Below are 14,863 nucleotides of genomic sequence, written 5' to 3'. Positions count from 1 at the left end.
CTCCGCCGACACTGGGCCATCTGTCCCAGATGCAGAGTGGCAGTCATCGGGCGTTGCGGTGTGGCGGGTCGATTCAGTCAGGGCCACGCCGTGTTGTTCGTTGTCGGACAACTCATCCGGGGTGGCTGCGGGCTGCCCTCAGGGGATCCGGAACCCGCGGAAGGTCACGTCCCGGCGCCGCCGGAATCCGAGACGCGTGTAGACGTTGATCGCCTGCGTGTTCGTGCCGGCGACGTGGAGGAATGCCCTGTCTCCGCGGGTGGCGATCCGGTCGGTGAGCGCTTGGACCAGGCGTGCGGCGAGGCCGTGGCCGCGGGCTTCCGGAGCGGTGCAGACGGCGCTTATCTCGGTCCATCCAGGCGGCCGCAGCCTCTCACCCGCCATCGCGACCAACGCACCGTCGTGCCGGATTCCGAGGTAGGTGCCGAATTCCGGTGTGCGGGGCCGGAAAGGACCCGGGCGCGTTTCGGTCACGAGTTCGAGCATCTCCGGCCGGTCAGCCCGACCGAGTTCGACGAGTACGTACCCAGCGGGAAGGGTGTCCTCCGTCGCGGCTGGACGCGATTGCGTAGATGGCGGCGCAACCATCTGCAATCCGTCCAGGGCGAAGACCGGGTCCCAGTGTGCCGGTGGGGGTTCCGGACAACTGAAGAGATCGGCGAAGCCGCCGGTCCCGAGCAGTCGGGCGAGGTCGTCCCAGTCTTCGGGCCCCGGGTCGATGGGTACCGAGCAGAACGTCGACACGTCCTCTGCGTAGGTGGCCGCCCGGCCGACGGTGCGGGACAAGGGGGTGTGCGCACCGGCCAGGGAGAAGTGAACCGGGTGATCGAGGCCGATATCGTCGATCTCCGCCCAGTCGTTCGCGAGGAGTTCGCGGGAGTCCTGGTGTCCGGTCGGGCGGGTATCTGAACGAGGATCTGACGCCATGCGTACCAGCCTCGCATTTCGTGAAGCGGTCGGGGAAATCTGGCGGGATCCGTCAGCCGGCAACACTAACTGCAAGGTTCACCTCAATTTGTGCGGTCCGCACAATTCTCGACCGCCCCGCTGTATCAATCGTCCAAGCGGCGGCTCAGGAGGTCATGTGATCATGGTCACGTAAGCCGGCTGCGGTCGGTAACGGTCCCGAGAGAAGGTGTTTTGCGTGGCAGTTTCCGGTGTCCCCGACGGTTTCGATTTCACCGACCCCGACGTCTACGAGCAGCGGTTGCCGATCGCAGAGTTTGCAGCACTGCGCAAGTCGGCTCCGGTGCACTGGGTCGAGCAGCCACCCACGAAGGGCGGGTTCCCCGACGAGGGCTATTGGGCGGTGACCCGGCATGCCGACGTCAAAGAGGTCTCCCGCAACAGTGACGTCTTCTCGACGTGGGAGAACACCGCGATCGCGCGCTTCTCCGACGACATGCCCCGCGAGACCGTCGAGATGATGCGGCACCTGCTCATCAACAAGGATGCCCCCGATCACACCAAGCTCCGCAAGGTCATCGCACGTGGCTTCACGCCGCGGGCCGTCCAGAGCCTGCGTCCGGCGTTGAAGGCACGGGCGGAGCAGATCGTGCAGGATGCGGTCGCGGCCGGCGCCGGCGACTTCGTCGAGCAGGTGGCGTGCGAACTGCCCCTGCAGGCCATCGCGGAGTTGATCGGTGTGCCGCAGGAAGACCGGCACAAGATCTTCGACTGGTCCAACCAGATGATGGGCTACGACGATCCCGAGTTCGCGCAGGAGTCGGCGACGGCGTCCGCCGAGATCCTCGCGTACTCGTACGCGATGGCCGAGGACCGGCGCAAGTGCCCCGCGCAGGACATCGTCACCACGCTCGTCGAAGCCGACATCGACGGCGACGCGCTGGCGTCCGAGGAGTTCGGCTTCTTCGTGCTGCTGCTCGCCGTGGCCGGCAACGAGACCACCCGGAACGCGATCACGCACGGGATCATGGCGTTCATGGACAACCCCGACCAGTGGGAGCTGTACAAGCGGGAGCGTCCGACCACTGCCGTCGACGAGATCATCCGCTGGGCCACCCCCGTCGTCGGATTCCAGCGAACTGCGTTGTCCGACACCGAACTCGGCGGTCAGCAGATTCGGAAGGGCGATCGCGTCGTCATGTTCTATTCGTCGGCGAACTTCGACGAGGACGTGTTCGAGAACCCGACGACGTTCGACATCACCCGGGCCGACAACGACCATCTGAGCTTCGGCGGCACCGGTGCACACTTCTGCATCGGTGCCAACCTCGCCCGGATGGAGATCGAGCTGATGTTCAACGCGATCGCCGACCACATGCCGGACATCACGAAGCTCGGCGACCCTCGGCGGCTGCGGTCGGGGTGGATCAACGGCATCAAGGAACTCCAGGTCGACTACAGCGGGAAGTGCCCGGTGCCGCACTGAGCGGCCACGATCATTCCGGCCACGCGTTGGTCCGGATCATCTCGACGAAGTCCTTCCTCCGGAAGGACGGGTCGAAGTGGGCCAGGATGTCGTCGTTCATCGTTCCGAACGTGGTGTCCGGTCGGTCGACCATGCCTTGGTAGAACGCCTCGAGGATCCGGTTCTTGAAATCCGGTCGCGGGTGCGCCGCCACGACATCGGCGCGCTGCTCCTCGGTGATCTCGTCGAGGTCGAGGCCGAGCACGTCGGTCTCGACTCCGAGCGTCACGACCGCGACCTCCGGCGCGAGCCGGAGTGGCACCTCCGGAGTGGTGTGCAGCGCGATCGCCAGCCAGACGTTGCGTGCCTCCTGCTCGGAACGTCCGTGGTGGAGCAGAAAGGTCCGGGCAGCCTCGGCGCCGTCCAGTTCGAACCGCCGATCGTCGGTGGCGTAGGCCGGGGTCAAGCCGAGATCGTGGAACATGCCTCCCACGTAGGCGAGTTCGGGATCGACGTCGAGACCGCGCCGGGCGGTCTTGAGGGATCCCCAGAGAAACACACGCCTGGAGTGGTTGAACAGTGTCTCGTCGGATGCTCTCTCGACGAGTGCGGTCGCTTCGCGAACCAGGTCGGTATCGGGAATGGTGATTCCTGCGATGACATCAGCCATGTCGAGCCTCCGGAGTTGTGCGTCGATGTGTGGCTGGTTCCAGTCTCCCTGGAGGGTCCGGGGAGGACGAGCATCATCGGGCCGCCCGCATCGACCTCGTCGCGGGAATCACCGCCGATCCCAAGGTGATCGCGACATCCGCGGCACCGGCGGTCGTCGCCGCGCTCCACCGCACGATCGGTGACACCGGCTGCCCGAGATCGACGGACATCGCCGCGTTCCGGCGGTGCTGAAGTTCCTGCAACGCCGAGGGGCTCACGGCGCCCGTCCGCAGGTGCGTTCACCACCATCCGGTGGCGGGGCCGAGGCGGTTGCCGAGTTCGGGTGCGAGGCTGCGCACGTAGGTTGCGGTGAGGTGGTCGTCGTCGCGGTAGATCAGGACGTTGCCCTCGATCACGCGGCAGCGCTCGGTCCCGCACACCGCATCCGAGAGGTCGAGTACCTGGACGGTCGGCAGGTACGCGGTGGCGGCCAGCGCCGGGTCGACGGGCTCGAGGACCTCTGCGCGGTCGACGCCGCACGAGTCGGCGTCGCCGCCGCGCCGGGCGAGGCAGTCCGCCGCCCGGTAGCTGACGCCGTCCTCCTCGAGCCACGGCGTGTCGCGCAGTGCGATCACCGGTAGCTCGCGGTTCTCCAGCTCCTGCCAGAGTGCGACGTAGGTCTCCGGGGTGTAGTCGCCGGGTTCGCCGGGGCGGGGGCGGGTCGAAGTGCTGAACACGTAGTCGGGGCGTAGCTCCGTCAGGGCGTCGACCACCCCGAACGTCCACTCCTCGCACTCGCCGATCGGGTAGTCGGGACCGACGGGGAGGAGGGCAGGGCACCCCACCTTCAGGAACGTTTCCAGACGGAAACGGTGTTCGCGGGACAGGATGTCCAGTGCCGGAATCCAGTGCTCGGCGTGCGATCCGCCGATCACCGCGATCGTCCGCTCGGCGTCGAGGTCGCCGTACGTGCAGGTGAGGGCCTCGATCTGGCCGGCCTGTGACATGCATCCGTCGCCCGTGGTCGGGGGCAGGTCGGCATGGGCGACGAATCGGGACGGCTGCTCGCGCGCCTTGATGACGTCGGCGCCGGAGGTGAGGGCCGCCGCACCCGGATAGGTGACGGGATCGAGTGGCCCCTGCTGGGCCCATTGTTCGGTGCGTCGATCGACGAATCCGGTCCAGGTCACCGACGCGGCGGCCACCACGACCGCGAGTGTCGCGACGGCCGCGACGAGCGCCGAGCGTGTCCGGCCGCGGTCGACGGTCCGGCGGATCGGGGTCTCGATCAGTCGGGTCGTCAGCTCCGCCAGAACCAGCGACACGACGATCACGGCGGCGCCGCCGCCGACACTTGCTTCCGGGCGATCGGCGATCACCAGGTAGCCGATGAGGATCGGCCAGTGCCACAGGTACAGCGCGTACGCGACGGTGCCCAGGCGCAGCAGTGGGCGGGAGGTGAGCAGGGCCGAGACCGGGTTCGGCCGCGCGTCGTTCGCCGGCTGCGCACCCGCGACGATGAACGCGAGCGCGGCGCCGACCGGGACCAGTGCCCACGGTCCGGGGAACTCGCTGCGCCCGTCGAGCACCATGCCGCAGCCGAGGACGATCGCCAGACCGGTGACGGACAGCGCGATCTGCCACGCGCGCGGCACCCGGATCCACGGTGCGACGCATGCCAGCACGCCGCCGGCGAGTAGTTCCCACATCCGCGCGGCCGTGTCGTAGTACAGCCACGTCTGCGGCAGTTCGCTGGTCGTCGCGTAGAGCAGGGACGCCGCGGCCAGGACCGCGAGGATGACCGCGAGCGGACCGCGGACGGGCCACCCGCGGGTGCGCAGCAGCCACGCGATCGCGAAGACGACGACGATCGCGGCGAGATAGAACTGGCCCTGCACCGAGATCGACCACAGGTGCTGGAGCGGGCTCACCGACGGGTCGGCGGCCAGGTAGTCGCTCGCGGTATCGGCGAGATGCCAGTTCTGGAGGAACGTCAGCGAGGCGGTCGTCTGCCGCGCGGTCTCGAACCACAGCGTCGACGGGTGGACCCAGACAGTGAATGCGACCGTGGCCGCGAGCACCACGACGAGCGGCGGTCCGAGCCGTCGGGTGATTCGCCCCACGACCGGGCGCGGATCGAGCCGGGACGGCCCTTCCGCGACCCGCAACAGTGATCCGACGAAGAAGAATCCGGACAGGGCCAGGAAGATGTCGACGCCGCCCGAGACCCGTCCGAACCACACGTGGTAGACGACCACCAGCCCGATCGAAAGGCCACGGAGGCCGTCCAGATCGAGGCGGTGAGCTGGTCGAATGCGGTTCTCGGGGCCCGTGGGGGCGCCGAGGGTTCGGGCGGTGGAGCGGACTGACACGCGATCCTTTCGAGGCGGCTCGGGAGCGATCCCGTATTGCCGCGGAGCGGTCGCGGCAGCGACGTCCCCAAAATACCTGCAGCGGCGCCGGACCACCTACAGTCGAGCGCCGTGAACTCCTTGCGCATGTCTTCCGAGCGGATCGTCGCGATCGACGCCGAACATCTGTGGCATCCCTACGGCGCGTTTCCCGCGTCGACGGCCCCCCTGGTCGTCGAGTCCGCGGAGGGTGCCCGCCTGACTCTCGCGGACGGCACCGAACTGGTCGACGGCATGAGCTCGTGGTGGGCCGCGGTGCACGGCTACCGCAACCCGGTGCTCGATGCCGCGGTCACCGATCAGCTGGGCCGGATGAGTCACGTGATGTTCGGTGGTCTCACCCACGCGCCTGCCGCTCGTCTCGCGGAGTTGCTGGTCGAGATCACACCTGCCGGTCTGGACAAGGTGTTCCTCGCCGACTCCGGCTCGGTTTCGGTGGAGGTCGCCGTGAAGATGTGCCTGCAGTACTGGCGCGCCCGGGGGCGGCCGGAGAAGCATCGGCTCCTGACCTGGCGCGGCGGCTACCACGGGGACACGTTCGCGCCGATGAGTGTGTGCGACCCGGACGGCGGCATGCACTCGATGTGGACGGACGTGCTGGCCCGTCAGGTGTTCGCGCCCGCCCCGCCGCGCGAGTACGACGCCGCGTACGTCGCGGAGCTCGAGCGGCTCGTGATCGAGCATCGCGACGAGCTGGCCGCGATCATCGTCGAGCCCGTCGTGCAGGGCGCCGGTGGCATGCGGTTCCACCACTCCGACTATCTGCGGGAGCTGCGCCGGGTGTGCGACGAGCACGAACTGCTGCTGGTGTTCGACGAGATCGCCACCGGTTTCGGTCGCACCGGCGAGCTGTTCGCCGCCGACCACGCCGGAGTCGCGCCCGACGTGATGTGTGTCGGCAAGGCCCTCACCGGCGGCTACCTCACGCTCGCCGCGACCCTGTGCACCACGGCCGTCGCGGAGGTGATCAGCGGCGGGGAGGGCGGCGGGATCATGCACGGACCGACGTTCATGGGAAACCCGATGGCCTGCGCCGTCGCGGTCGCCGCGGTGGAACTGTTGCTGTCCCGGGACTGGCGGGCCGAGGTCGCGGCGCTGAACGAGGGACTCGAACGCGGGCTGGCACCGGCGCGGGACCTTCCCGGCGTCGTCGACGTGCGGGTGCTCGGCGGTATCGGCGTGGTCGAGTTGGCCGAGCCGGTCGACATGCAGACCGCGACCGATGCCGCCGTCGCGGCCGGTGTGTGGCTGCGTCCCTTCCGGAATCTGATCTACGCGATGCCGCCCTACGTGTGCACCGCGGAGGAGGTCGACCGCATCGCGGCCGGGATCGTCGCGGCCGCGCGGAGCCAATCCCCGGCGTGATCCGGTGAGACCGGCCGTACAGCCCACTTGAACGGCGTTCAAGTGGGCTTGTATCGTGCTGCGGGTGGGAACCGATCGCAATGCTCTCAGTTGGCTCGACGACGTCGAACGCGCCCGGCGGGCGGCCGGACTGCGCCGCGAGCTGCGGGCGCGCGGCGAATCCGACCCGGTGATCGACCTCGCGTCCAACGACTACCTCGGCCTCGTCCGGCACCCCGAGGTGATCGAGGGTGCCGTGGACGCGGTCCGGCGCTGGGGTGGTGGCGCGACCGGCTCACGGCTGGTGACGGGCACGACGTCGGATCACGACCTGCTCGAACGTGAGCTCGCCGAGTTCGTCGGGGCCGAGGCCGGGCTCGTGTTCGCGAGCGGATATGCCGCGAATCTCGGTGCCGTCACGGCACTCTCGGGCCCCGGTGCGCTGATCGTGTCCGACGCAGGCTGTCACGCCTCGCTGGTGGACGCGTGCCGGCTGTCCCGATCCCGGGTGGTGGTGGCGCCGCACGCCGACGTCGAGTTCCTCCGGCGTGCACTTGCCGAGCGCACCGAGGAGCGCGCGCTGGTGCTCACCGATTCGGTGTTCAGCGCGGACGGCGATCTCGCACCGCTCGACACGATGCACCGTGTGTGCCGCGAGCACGGCGCCGTGCTGCTGGTCGACGAGGCGCACGGCCTCGGTGTTCGTGGGGTCGGCGGGCGCGGGCTGGTGCACGAGACGGGGCTGGCGGGGCAGTCGGACGTCGTAGTCACCGCAACCCTGTCGAAGTCGCTTGCCAGCCAGGGCGGGGTGGTGCTCGCGTCGGGCAGGGTGCGTGCCCATCTGGTCGACACGGCGCGCACCTTCATCTTCGACACCGGCCTCGCGCCCGCCGCGGTCGGGGCGGCTCGGGCGGCGCTGTCGGTGCTGATCCGCGAGCCGGAGCGGGCGGCCGCGGTGCTCGATCGGGCCCGCGATCTCGCCCGTGTCACCGGCGTCGCGCGGCCCGAGTCGGCGGTGGTCTCGGTGATCCTCGGTGACCCGGAGGTGGCGTTCGCGGCGGCGGCAACGTGCCGGGAGCGGGGACTGCACGTGGGCTGCTTCCGGCCGCCGTCGGTGCCCGAGGGTACGTCGCGGCTGCGTCTGACGGCCCGCGCGACGATCGACGTCGGCGAGATGGACCGGATCGAAAGCGTTCTCGCCGAAGTTCTTTCGGGTGCTCGCGTAAGGGCGCCGGCATGAGCGTGCTGGTGATCTCTGGGACGTCCACCGACGTCGGCAAGACCGTGGTCACGGCCGCGCTGGCCGCTGCGCTGCGTCGGTCCGGGCGCACCGTGGCGGTGTGCAAGCCGGCGCAGACCGGTGTCGCCCACGCCGAGCCCGGGGATCTCGCCGAGGTCGCCCGGCTCGGCGGTGTCACCGCCACCGTCGAGCTGGCCCGGTATCCCGAACCGCTGGCGCCGGACACGGCTGCGCGCCGCAGCGGGCTCCCGATGCTGACCCGGTCCGAGATCGTGACGGCGGTGCTCGATCTCGACGCGCGCCACGACGTGACGCTGGTCGAGGGCGCGGGCGGCCTGCTGGTGCGCCTCGGAGTCGGCGGGTTCACGTTGCGCGACGTCGCGGCGGACCTCGGTGCGCCGGTTGTCGTCGTCGCCGCGGCCGGACTGGGCACCCTCAATCACTGCGCGCTCACCGCGGAGGCGCTCGACTCGGCGGGGGTGAAGTGCGCCGGCTTCGTCGTCGGCTCCTGGCCGGAGCGGCCCGACCTCGCGGCGCTGTGCAACCTCGACGACCTGCCGGCGGTCACCGGCGCCGACCTGGTCGGACGGGTGCCCGCGGGCGTCGCGAGTAAGGACCCGAGCGGGTTCGCGGCGGCGGCCCCCGCGTGGTTCGACGCCGAGTGGCTCGCCGGATTGAGCTGAACGATCCCCGGCGATCGCAGCTCTCCGAGCTTGACACACAACTGATCGGTTGTACGTTGAGGGTGTGAACGGGGACGACGAGGACAGGGCCGACGCCCTGTTCCACGCGCTCGCCGACCGCACCCGGCGTGACATCATGCGCCGCGTACTGGCCGGGGAACACTCGGTTTCCGTGCTCGCGGCAAGGTACGACATGAGCTTCGCCGCAGTGCAGAAGCACGTCTCCGTATTGGAGAAGGCCGGCCTGCTCACCAAGCGACGAAGCGGTCGGGAGCAGTTGGCCAGTGGCGATGTGGCTGCGGTGCGTGCGGTGGCGTCCATGCTCACCGAGTTTGAGCAGGTGTGGCGCGGGCGCATCGCGCGTATCGACGAATTGATCGCTTTCGACTCGACCCAGGAGGACTGAACAATGCCTGTCACCGATGTCAAGCACGATCTCGACTCGCTCACCCTGACCATCACCGCCGAGTTCGCGGCGCCGGTCGAGCGGATCTGGCAGGTCTACGCCGACCCGCGTCAACTGGAAAAGGTGTGGGGCCCGCCGACGTACCCGGCGACGGTGGTGGACCACGAGTTCGCGCCGGGCGGACGTGTCACGTACTTCATGACCGGCCCGGATGGTGAGAAGTTCGCCGGCTACTGGGAGATCTCGGCGGTCGACGCGCCGCGGAGCTTCTCGTTCGCCGACGGTTTCGCCGACGAGGACTTCACCCCGAATGACGAGATGCCGGTGTCGACGAACGTCTACACATTCACCGAGCGCGACGGCGGGACGCTGGCCACGTACACGAGCGCCTTCGAGTCGGCCGAGGCGCTGCAGAAGGTGCTGGACATGGGCGTGATCGAAGGGGCCACGTCGGCGATCGACCAGATCGACGGGCTCCTCGCGTCCTGACCGCACGCGGCGGCCGTTCGCACACCGGTGTCGGCGGTGGCGGCGGTACCACCGGTATTACGGCACCGTCCGGGTAATCGACGGCGACGACGCGGCGCTTGACGTACTGTGAGTGCCATCACATCGAGTAGGCAGATCGGGCGGCGGACCGACAGCCCTGGTACCGCTCCGATCGAGTCGACGATTCGACCAGTGCTTTTCGGAGGTACCGATGACCACCACCGAAGTGATGGATCTCCAGCGCACGATCGGCCACCTGCGCGAGTGCGTCGGGTCGCTGCGTGACGTCTACGGCGATGCGGCCGCAGTGCGGCGGCTCGCCAACGACGTCGATCGTCTGGACATCGACGCCCACGACCTCACCGAGTCACCCCCGCGGCCCGCGGTCGGGGCGGGCACCGAACGGGTCCAGGTGCCGGATACCCCGTACGACCGTTCGCTGTGGCAGGGGGCCGACGACGAAGGCCTCGGCGGCAATCCGCACGAGAACGCGTGAGGACGCCCCGCGTGACCGAGATCGGTGCACCGCCACCGGCTCGGGCGGACATCGGTGCCCGCACACTGCGGACCGACCGGTGGTGGCTGGCGCCGCTGCTGACGACGCTCGGGCTCGCGGTCTTCGTCGTGTACGCGACGGTCCGCTCGTTCGTGCGGACCGCGTACTGGGTGGACGACTACCACTATCTGACGCCGTTCTACTCGCCGTGCATCAGCGAATCGTGCGTGCCGGGGGCGAGTCACTTCGGCACGTGGGTGGGCGAGCTACCGATGTGGATCCCGCTCGGATTCCTGGTGCTGCCGTTCCTGCTCGGCTTCCGGCTCACCTGCTACTACTACCGCAGGGCTTACTACCGGTCGATCTGGTTGGCGCCGCCCGCCTGCGCGGTGGCCGAGCCCCACTCCACCTACACCGGGGAGACGCGGCTCCCACTGATCGTGCAGAACGCGCACCGTTACTTCTTCTACGTCGCGCTGGTGGTATCGCTGGTCAACACGTACGACGCGGTGCGGGCGTACCAGGGTCCGAACGGAAGCTTCGGTCTCGGCTTGGGAAGCCTGATCATCACGGCCAACGTGATCCTGCTGTGGGCGTACACATTGTCATGTCACTCGTGCCGTCACGTCACCGGCGGTCGGCTCAAACACTTCTCGGCGCACCCGGTGCGCTATCGACTGTGGACGTGGGTGAGCAACCTCAACACCCGGCACATGCAGTTGGCGTGGACCACGCTGGCGACGCTGATGATCACCGACTTCTACATCATGCTGGTCGCGAGCGGCACCATCTCCGACCTGCGTCTCATCAATTGACGGGTTCGACGGGCACGAGCGATTCCAGCCGGAGGGGGAGTACGTGGCAGAGGTGGAGCGGCACAGCTACGACGTGGTGGTGATCGGCGCCGGCGGCGCCGGGCTGCGGGCCGTCATCGAGGCGCGGGAGCGGGGCCTGTCCGTGGCGGTGGTGTGCAAGTCGCTGTTCGGCAAGGCGCACACCGTCATGGCGGAGGGCGGCTGTGCCGCGGCGATGGGCAACGCGAACTCCAAGGACAGCTGGCAGGTCCATTTCGGTGACACGATGCGCGGCGGCAAGTTCCTCAACAACTGGCGCATGGCCGAACTGCACGCGCGGGAGGCGCCGGACCGGGTGTGGGAACTCGAGACCTACGGCGCGCTGTTCGACCGCACCTCGGACGGCCGGATCAGCCAGCGCAACTTCGGCGGTCACACCTATCCGCGGCTGGCGCACGTCGGGGACCGCACCGGCCTCGAACTGATCCGCACGATGCAGCAGAAGATCGTCTCGCTGCAGCAGGAGGACTTCGCCGAGACCGGTGACTACGAGGCGCGCGTGAAGGTCTTCGCGGAGTGCACGATCACCGAACTGCTCAAGGACGGCGACCGGATCGCCGGCGCTTTCGGGTACTGGCGCGAGTCGGGGCGGTTCGTGCTGTTCGACGCACCCGCGATCGTCATGGCGACCGGTGGTATCGGCAAGTCGTTCAAGGTCACGTCCAACTCGTGGGAGTACACCGGGGACGGGCACGCGTTGGCGCTGCGGGCCGGGGCGAACCTGATCAACATGGAGTTCGTCCAGTTCCATCCGACCGGTATGGTGTGGCCGCCGAGCGTGAAGGGCATCCTCGTCACCGAGGGTGTCCGTGGCGACGGCGGCGTGCTCAAGAACTCGGACGGCGAGCGGTTCATGTTCTCCTACATCCCTGCGGTGTTCAAAGGTCAGTACGCGGAGACCGAGGAGGAGGCCGACCAGTGGTACGACGATCCGGACAACAACCGTCGCACCCCCGACCTGCTGCCGCGCGACGAGGTGGCACGTGCGATCAACTCCGAGGTCAAGGCCGGGCGCTCCACTCCCCACGGCGGCGTGTACCTCGACATAGCGTCCCGGATGCCGGCGGACGAGATCGTGCGGCGGCTGCCGTCGATGCACCATCAGTTCAAGGAACTCGCCGATGTCGACATCACGAAGGAACAGATGGAGGTCGGTCCCACCTGCCACTACGTGATGGGCGGCATCGAGGTGGACCCCGACAGTGGATCATCCACGGTGCCCGGGCTTTTCGCGGCCGGAGAATGCTCCGGAGGCATGCACGGGTCGAACCGGCTCGGCGGCAACTCGCTGTCCGACCTGCTGGTGTTCGGTCGGCGCGCGGGACTCGGGGCGGCCGACTACGTCCAGGCCCTCGCGACTCGGCCCGCGGTGGCCGAAGCGGACGTCGTGTCCGCGGCGGCCGCCACGCTCGCGCCGTTCGACCCGCCCGTGGAGGGGCTGGGGGAGAACCCGTACACCCTGCACACCGAGTTGCAGCAGACCATGAACGACCTGGTCGGCATCATTCGCAACGAGGAGGAGGTCGAGCGTGCCGTCGCGAGGCTCGACGACATCAAGTCCCGCGTCGGTGGCGTAACGGTCGAGGGCCATCGCCAGTTCAATCCGGGATGGCACCTGGCGCTGGATCTGCGCAACATGGTCCTGGTGAGCGAGTGTGTCGCGCGCGCCGCGCTGATGCGCACCGAGAGCCGCGGCGGGCACACCCGCGACGACTACCCGTCGATGGACGCGCAGTGGCGGTCGACGTTGTTGGTCTGCAGCACCGTACCCGGCGATCCGGCACTGGGCGACGACGTCGCGATCCCGGACGTGATCGTCACCCGCGAGGAACAGGTGCCGATGCGCCCGGATCTGCTGGCGCTCTTCGACATCGACGAACTGGGGAAGTACTACACGGACGCCGAGCTCGAGGGGCATCCGGGAAGGGCGACCTGACATGGGCTACGACGCGAAGTTCCGGGTGTGGCGCGGCGACGCGTCGGGCGGGGACCTGTGCGACTACACGGTGGAGGTCAACGAGGGCGAGGTCGTCCTCGACATCATCCACCGCATCCAGGCGACGCAGACCTCCGACCTCGCGGTGCGGTGGAACTGCAAGGCCGGCAAATGCGGATCGTGCTCGGCGGAGATCAACGGCAAGCCGCGGTTGATGTGCATGACGCGGATGTCGACGTTCGGCGAGGACGACGTCGTGACCGTCACGCCCATGCGCACCTTCCCCGTGATCCGGGATCTGGTCACCGACGTGTCGTTCAACTACACGAAGGCGCGCGAGATCCCGTCGTTCACGCCACCGACCGGGCTCGCGCCGGGGGAGTACCGGATGAAGCAGGTGGACGTCGAGCGTTCGCAGGAGTTCCGCAAGTGCATCGAGTGTTTCCTCTGCCAGGACACGTGCCATGTCGTACGGGACCACGAGGAGAACAAGGAAGCGTTCGCCGGCCCGCGCTATCTGATGCGGATCGCCGAGCTCGAGATGCATCCCCTGGATACCGCGGATCGACGCGACGCCGCACAATCCGAGTTCGGGCTGGGTCTGTGCAACATCACCAAGTGCTGCACCGACGTGTGCCCGGAGAACATCCACATCACCGACAATGCGCTGATCCCGATGAAGGAACGTGTCGCCGACAAGCAGTACGACCCAGTGGTGTGGCTGGGTAACAAGCTGTTTCGGCGAGGAAGGTAGTCCACCGGAACCGGGCGTCAGCTGCCGAACAAACAATTGGCACTCCTCTTGCAGGAGTGCTAATTTTGGGATGCACAGTTGATCGGCTGCCCGTCGGGTGGCGGGCACCGGAGATGCTCAGGAGGTGTGTTGCTGTGCTGCGCTTCGACCCCTTCTCGGATATCGATGCACTGACTCGAAGCCTTCTCTCCAGCCCGATGGCTGACACGCGCGTACCGAGGTTCATGCCGATGGACCTCTACCGCGTCGACGATCACTACGTACTCCATGCCGACCTGCCCGGCGTCGATCCCGGATCGGTCGACGTCAACATCGAGAACGGGACTATGACCCTGACGGCGCACCGGAGTACGCCCTCGCAGGAGCATGTCCAGTGGCTCGCGTCCGAACGGTTCAGTGGAACATACCGCCGGCAGCTTTCCCTCGGGGACGACGTCGATGCCGAAAAGGTCTCTGCCAGTTACGAAAATGGTGTTCTCACGGTGATGATCCCGATTGCCGAGCGTGCGAAGCCGCGTCGGGTCGAGGTCACCCGGTTAGGGACCGACACGCCGCGGACCATCGAGGCCGGAGCGGGCGAGAGGACAGGAGACAGCTAGAACCGACCGCCAGAACCGACAGCACCCGACGCCAGCGTCGGCCGAATCGGTACGGGCCCGGTCCCGTACCGATTCGGTCTGCGATCCCGCACACTCACCCCTGTCCTCCGCTCGAGAAAGCTCCGCTCCACCATGTCCGTCGTTGCCGACCGTTCCCCCGACTCCGCTCCCGAACCCTCTCCCGTCCCCGATTCCCGACTCGCACGTCCTTCCTCATCGCCGCTCGCGGCCGTCCTGGCGGTGCTGCGCCGCGCGGGCAGCGACACGTCGCTGGCCCTCGGGGCCCTGTCCGTCATCACGTTCTGGACGTTCGGTCTGGGCATCGTGCTCGGCATCGGTGCGATCGTCACCGGTGTCGTCGCGTCCCGGACCGAGGCTGTCGCCGACGACGAACCGAGGTCGCTCGAGGCACTGTTCGGGATCCTGAGCGGGGCGTTGGGCGTCACCGCCGGAGTCGTGTTCCTGGTGGTCGCGGGGCCGCATTGGTGAGGTGAGAGGGATCGACACGCAATCGTCACTCGCTCCGCCGCGCCGGACCGACGTATCGTTGGTGCAATGACGAACATCGACGCAAATCCCGCGTCGGCGAGCACACAGGATGCTCGGGCGCGGACGATCGGTTCACCCGG

Annotated in this window: 16 protein-coding genes; 13 read left to right on the top strand and 3 right to left on the bottom strand. The window is 68.2% G+C overall.

The features are described from left to right. Nucleotides 1-138: 138 nt before the first annotated feature. On the bottom strand, nt 139-927 hold the full coding sequence (locus tag AC1RIF_RS22730) for a GNAT family N-acetyltransferase (RefSeq protein WP_492603635.1): 789 nt from the start codon (nt 925-927) through the stop codon (nt 139-141). Nucleotides 928-1,144: 217 nt separating this feature from the next. Between AC1RIF_RS22730 and AC1RIF_RS22725 the strand changes: the two genes are divergently transcribed. Continuing rightward, entirely contained in the window at nt 1,145-2,392 is a 1,248-nt protein-coding gene (locus AC1RIF_RS22725; RefSeq protein WP_492603634.1) for a cytochrome P450, read from the top strand. A gap of 10 nt (nt 2,393-2,402) precedes the next feature. Here the strand turns inward: AC1RIF_RS22725 and AC1RIF_RS22720 are convergent, their stop codons facing one another. Beyond that, on the bottom strand, nt 2,403-3,041 hold the full coding sequence (locus AC1RIF_RS22720) for an HD domain-containing protein (protein ID WP_492603633.1): 639 nt from the start codon (nt 3,039-3,041) through the stop codon (nt 2,403-2,405). A gap of 29 nt (nt 3,042-3,070) precedes the next feature. Here AC1RIF_RS22720 and AC1RIF_RS22715 point away from each other — a divergent pair, with 29 nt between their 5' ends. Then, complete coding sequence (locus AC1RIF_RS22715; RefSeq protein WP_492603632.1) at nt 3,071-3,274, top strand: hypothetical protein; 204 nt, start codon at nt 3,071-3,073, stop codon at nt 3,272-3,274. 47 nt (nt 3,275-3,321) lie between these two features. Here the strand turns inward: AC1RIF_RS22715 and AC1RIF_RS22710 are convergent, their stop codons facing one another. Then, nucleotides 3,322-5,394, bottom strand: coding sequence for an acyltransferase family protein (locus AC1RIF_RS22710; RefSeq protein WP_492603631.1), 2,073 nt, complete (start codon nt 5,392-5,394; stop codon nt 3,322-3,324). A 126-nt stretch (nt 5,395-5,520) separates the two neighbouring features. Here AC1RIF_RS22710 and AC1RIF_RS22705 point away from each other — a divergent pair, with 126 nt between their 5' ends. From AC1RIF_RS22705 to AC1RIF_RS22655, 11 genes are all read left to right on the top strand, one after another. Then, complete coding sequence (locus AC1RIF_RS22705) at nt 5,521-6,798, top strand: adenosylmethionine--8-amino-7-oxononanoate transaminase (protein ID WP_492603687.1); 1,278 nt, start codon at nt 5,521-5,523, stop codon at nt 6,796-6,798. Between the two features lie 64 nt (nt 6,799-6,862). Further along, entirely contained in the window at nt 6,863-8,017 is a 1,155-nt protein-coding gene (locus AC1RIF_RS22700) for an 8-amino-7-oxononanoate synthase (protein WP_492603630.1), read from the top strand. After that, the gene (bioD, locus tag AC1RIF_RS22695) at nt 8,014-8,700 is read left to right on the top strand and encodes a dethiobiotin synthase (RefSeq protein ID WP_492603629.1); all 687 of its coding nucleotides are present in this window, start codon (nt 8,014-8,016) and stop codon (nt 8,698-8,700) included. Before AC1RIF_RS22700 ends, bioD begins: the two co-directional genes overlap by 4 nt. 64 nt (nt 8,701-8,764) lie before the next feature. After that, the gene (locus tag AC1RIF_RS22690) at nt 8,765-9,106 is read left to right on the top strand and encodes an ArsR/SmtB family transcription factor (RefSeq protein WP_492603628.1); all 342 of its coding nucleotides are present in this window, start codon (nt 8,765-8,767) and stop codon (nt 9,104-9,106) included. A gap of 3 nt (nt 9,107-9,109) precedes the next feature. Beyond that, nucleotides 9,110-9,595, top strand: a complete 486-nt coding sequence (locus AC1RIF_RS22685) for an SRPBCC family protein (protein WP_492603627.1) — start codon at nt 9,110-9,112, stop codon at nt 9,593-9,595. Nucleotides 9,596-9,806: 211 nt separating this feature from the next. Then, nucleotides 9,807-10,091, top strand: a complete 285-nt coding sequence (locus AC1RIF_RS22680) for an Rv0250c family protein (RefSeq protein WP_492603626.1) — start codon at nt 9,807-9,809, stop codon at nt 10,089-10,091. Nucleotides 10,092-10,102: 11 nt separating this feature from the next. Then, nucleotides 10,103-10,906 carry a succinate dehydrogenase subunit SdhC gene (sdhC, locus tag AC1RIF_RS22675; RefSeq protein ID WP_492603625.1) on the top strand — a complete coding sequence of 268 codons (804 nt, stop codon included), beginning with the start codon at nt 10,103-10,105 and terminating at the stop codon, nt 10,904-10,906. A 43-nt stretch (nt 10,907-10,949) separates the two neighbouring features. Then, the gene (locus AC1RIF_RS22670; RefSeq protein WP_492603624.1) at nt 10,950-12,881 is read left to right on the top strand and encodes a fumarate reductase/succinate dehydrogenase flavoprotein subunit; all 1,932 of its coding nucleotides are present in this window, start codon (nt 10,950-10,952) and stop codon (nt 12,879-12,881) included. A gap of 1 nt (nt 12,882) precedes the next feature. Then, nucleotides 12,883-13,635 (top strand): succinate dehydrogenase/fumarate reductase iron-sulfur subunit, encoded by a 753-nt coding sequence (locus AC1RIF_RS22665; protein ID WP_492603623.1) that lies wholly within the window; start codon nt 12,883-12,885, stop codon nt 13,633-13,635. A gap of 134 nt (nt 13,636-13,769) precedes the next feature. Continuing rightward, nucleotides 13,770-14,234, top strand: coding sequence for an Hsp20/alpha crystallin family protein (locus AC1RIF_RS22660; RefSeq protein ID WP_492603622.1), 465 nt, complete (start codon nt 13,770-13,772; stop codon nt 14,232-14,234). 132 nt (nt 14,235-14,366) lie between these two features. Continuing rightward, nucleotides 14,367-14,723 carry a hypothetical protein gene (locus AC1RIF_RS22655; RefSeq protein WP_492603621.1) on the top strand — a complete coding sequence of 119 codons (357 nt, stop codon included), beginning with the start codon at nt 14,367-14,369 and terminating at the stop codon, nt 14,721-14,723. The last annotated feature ends 140 nt before the right edge of the window (nt 14,724-14,863 follow it).

Source organism: Prescottella sp. GW823-FHT02E09, assembly GCF_058797375.1.
The sequence above is the reverse complement of the archived record's forward strand: the minus strand, read 5'-3'. Positions and strand labels throughout refer to the sequence as shown.

What these genes read in the sequence shown, in the direction of transcription:
- AC1RIF_RS22730 (WP_492603635.1), bottom strand. Translation starts at nt 927, where the DNA reads ATGGCGTCAGATCCTCGTTCAGATACCCGCCCGACCGGACACCAGGAC.
- AC1RIF_RS22720 (WP_492603633.1), bottom strand. Translation starts at nt 3,041, where the DNA reads ATGGCTGATGTCATCGCAGGAATCACCATTCCCGATACCGACCTGGTT.
- AC1RIF_RS22705 (WP_492603687.1), top strand. Translation starts at nt 5,521, where the DNA reads ATGTCTTCCGAGCGGATCGTCGCGATCGACGCCGAACATCTGTGGCAT.
- bioD (WP_492603629.1), top strand. Translation starts at nt 8,014, where the DNA reads ATGAGCGTGCTGGTGATCTCTGGGACGTCCACCGACGTCGGCAAGACC.
- AC1RIF_RS22685 (WP_492603627.1), top strand. Translation starts at nt 9,110, where the DNA reads ATGCCTGTCACCGATGTCAAGCACGATCTCGACTCGCTCACCCTGACC.
- AC1RIF_RS22680 (WP_492603626.1), top strand. Translation starts at nt 9,807, where the DNA reads ATGACCACCACCGAAGTGATGGATCTCCAGCGCACGATCGGCCACCTG.
- AC1RIF_RS22665 (WP_492603623.1), top strand. Translation starts at nt 12,883, where the DNA reads ATGGGCTACGACGCGAAGTTCCGGGTGTGGCGCGGCGACGCGTCGGGC.
- AC1RIF_RS22655 (WP_492603621.1), top strand. Translation starts at nt 14,367, where the DNA reads ATGTCCGTCGTTGCCGACCGTTCCCCCGACTCCGCTCCCGAACCCTCT.